Origin of the sequence: uncultured Porphyromonas sp., assembly GCF_947254915.1 — a bacterium.
Lineage (GTDB): Bacteria > Bacteroidota > Bacteroidia > Bacteroidales > Porphyromonadaceae > Porphyromonas.
In genome coordinates this window covers 1-2,560 of the sequence record NZ_CAMYEZ010000171.1, presented here as the reverse complement: position 1 = coordinate 2,560, position 2,560 = coordinate 1, and the positions used below count along the sequence as shown (strand labels likewise).

The 2,560-nt window shown below is 50.6% G+C and carries 2 protein-coding genes; both read right to left on the bottom strand.

Features of this window, described 5'->3' with window-relative positions:
* The coding region (gene lptB, locus Q0X57_RS08125; protein ID WP_297729979.1) for an LPS export ABC transporter ATP-binding protein at positions 1-659 on the bottom strand (659 nt) is incomplete at its 3' end.
* Positions 660-662: 3 nt separating this feature from the next.
* Positions 663-2,342: a putative transporter gene (locus Q0X57_RS08120; protein WP_297729977.1), complete on the bottom strand. Its 1,680-nt coding sequence runs from the start codon at positions 2,340-2,342 to the stop codon at positions 663-665.
* Positions 2,343-2,560 lie beyond the last annotated feature (218 nt).

The following is a 2,560-nucleotide window of genomic DNA, read 5'->3' as shown; positions in this document are numbered from 1 at the left end:
CTAAGCGTCTCATTGACATTGTGATCCGTGATCAGGATGCCGATGTTGCGCTGCTTGAGCTTAGCCACGATAGATTGTATGTCCTGCACAGCGATGGGGTCAACACCCGCAAAGGGTTCGTCAAGCATAATAAACTTAGGGTCAATGGCTAGACAGCGAGCTATCTCAACACGTCGGCGCTCTCCTCCCGAGAGACGGTTCCCTTGGTTCGTGCGTACCTTATGAAGTCCGAATTCATCAATCAGCGTCTCCAGTCGCTCACGTTGTTGCTCAGGAGTGAGCGGTGTCATCTCTAGTACCGCTTTGATATTGTCCTCGACTGATAGCTTTCTAAAGACCGAAGCCTCCTGAGCTAGGTAGCCTATGCCGAGACGAGCCCTCTGATAGACGGGAAGCTTCGTAATGTCCTGATCATTAAGATATATCTTCCCCCCATTAGGTACTACCAGCCCTACCGTCATATAGAAAGTGGTAGTCTTGCCTGCTCCGTTAGGACCTAGCAACCCTACAATCTCACCTTGTCGTAGTTTGATAGAGACATCGTTTACCACTGTACGACTGCGATAACGCTTGACCAAATGCTCGGTGCGTAGCACACCTGTCTCGCCACGATGTCGGTCAGGAGAGAGCGCTGCCGAAGTATCTATAGTGTCTGTCATAAGCTATACAAAGAGTAAGATAAGTAGCTGCGTAAGGATGATACGGACGAATAGCCCCAGCGGGTAGACCGTTGCATAGGCGACTGTGTGTCTGCTACCGCTCAGACGGTCTCCAACCACCTCTAGAGCCATAGGATTTGCCATACTACCGCATATGACCCCGCACATTGTTGCATAGTCACCCTGCTTGCGCCGTAGCATATACCATCCGATCAAGAGGATAGGGGAGACCGTCAGCAAAGCACCATAACCGAGCCACACCAGACCTCGCGTGCTCAAGAGGATGTCAAAGAATCCCGCACCTGACGAGAGTCCTAGGCAACCCAGGTAGAGGATTAGCCCCAGCTGGCGTATCAGCAGGCTGGCGCTATTCGTGATATAGGTCGTCACATGCATACGAGGTCCGAAAGCTCCCATTAGGATACCAATAATAATACCTCCTCCGGCTAGACCTAGTCGTATAGGCATACTGACCCCTGGGATATAGAAGGGGATCATACCAACGAAAACACTGATAAAAAGACCGATAAAGAGCCCCAGTAGATTGGGCGTGTCCAAATTCTTGATCTCGTTGCCAATCTTAGCAGCGACCGCATCTGTAGCCTCTTTGGTTCCCACCACCGTCATACGATCTCCCAGTTGCAAGTGCAGATCTGGCGATGTGAGTAGCTCGATGCCCGCACGATCTATGCGCGTCACATTGACACCATAGTCATTGCGCAGGTGTAAGGCGCTCAGGCGCACACCATTATATTCATTACGCGTGAGGACAAGTCGCCTAGAGACGAGACTCTGATCCACACTATTCCAGTCAATATCGGAGCGATTCCAATCCTTTGCCATCTTCTTGCCAAAGAAAAGCTCTAGTCTCGGCACCTCTCGCTCATCTGATACTACAAGCAGTCGATCACCCTCGAGTAGCTGCGTTGACGAGTCTGGCGCTAGAGCCTTGCCATCGCGCCATATGCGGCTAATCACAAAGGAGCACTCGGCTACATGCGAGACCTCCGAGATCGTCTTTCCCACGACCCCCATATTCTTCACCTCGTACTCGCTAAAGAAAGCGGCATGCTCCTCATCAGCCCCACACTCCTTAGGATGCTTTCTTGATAGAGGAGCCAATATATAGAGCGCTAGTATGACTCCGACCACACCAAAGGGGTAAGTGAGCGCACACGCTAGAGCCATCTCAGAGAGTACGCTTTGACCCTCCGTCCCGACGCTTGGCAAGCTACTCTGAGCTGCAGCTAGGGCAGGTGTATTCGTTGTAGCTCCCGAGAGGATACCGACCCACTCACTCATAGGTAGACTAGAAATGTAGAAAAGCCCCACGACCATCGCTATATTCACAGCAACCAACAAGAGCGAGTCAAGATTGTCTCGTATGCCGCCCTTCTTGAGCGAGGGAAAGAAAGCTGGTCCCACCTGAAGTCCTAGGGCATAGATAAAGAGTATCAGCCCAAAGTTCATCCCAAAGTCTAGCGTTTTCTCCTCTAGCGTGATACCCCAGTAAGAGAGTAGGATACCAACGAAGAAGACAAAAGTAACCCCCAGAGAGATGCGGGCTATACGTATGCGTGCTAAGAGCAATCCCACCAGCGAGACTAGCGAGATTACAATAATCGATTGAGATACCGATGGTATGACGAAGAGTTCGTTGAGAAAAGCTCGCAGACTATCCATACAAGAAGCTTAGAGAGTGAAGCTCCATCTGAGGAGCCATATAAAGTTAAGAGTGCATCGTATAGAGTAGACACTCCAATAGTAACGCAAAGGTACGAAATTAGAGATTAGAAGTTAGACCTCTCTCTCTGCTTCCAGGGCTGACGCATTATAGCGGACAAGCCCCTCTACGTCTCTACGACAGAAATCGGGAGGTGGAGGAAATCGGGAAATCCCTC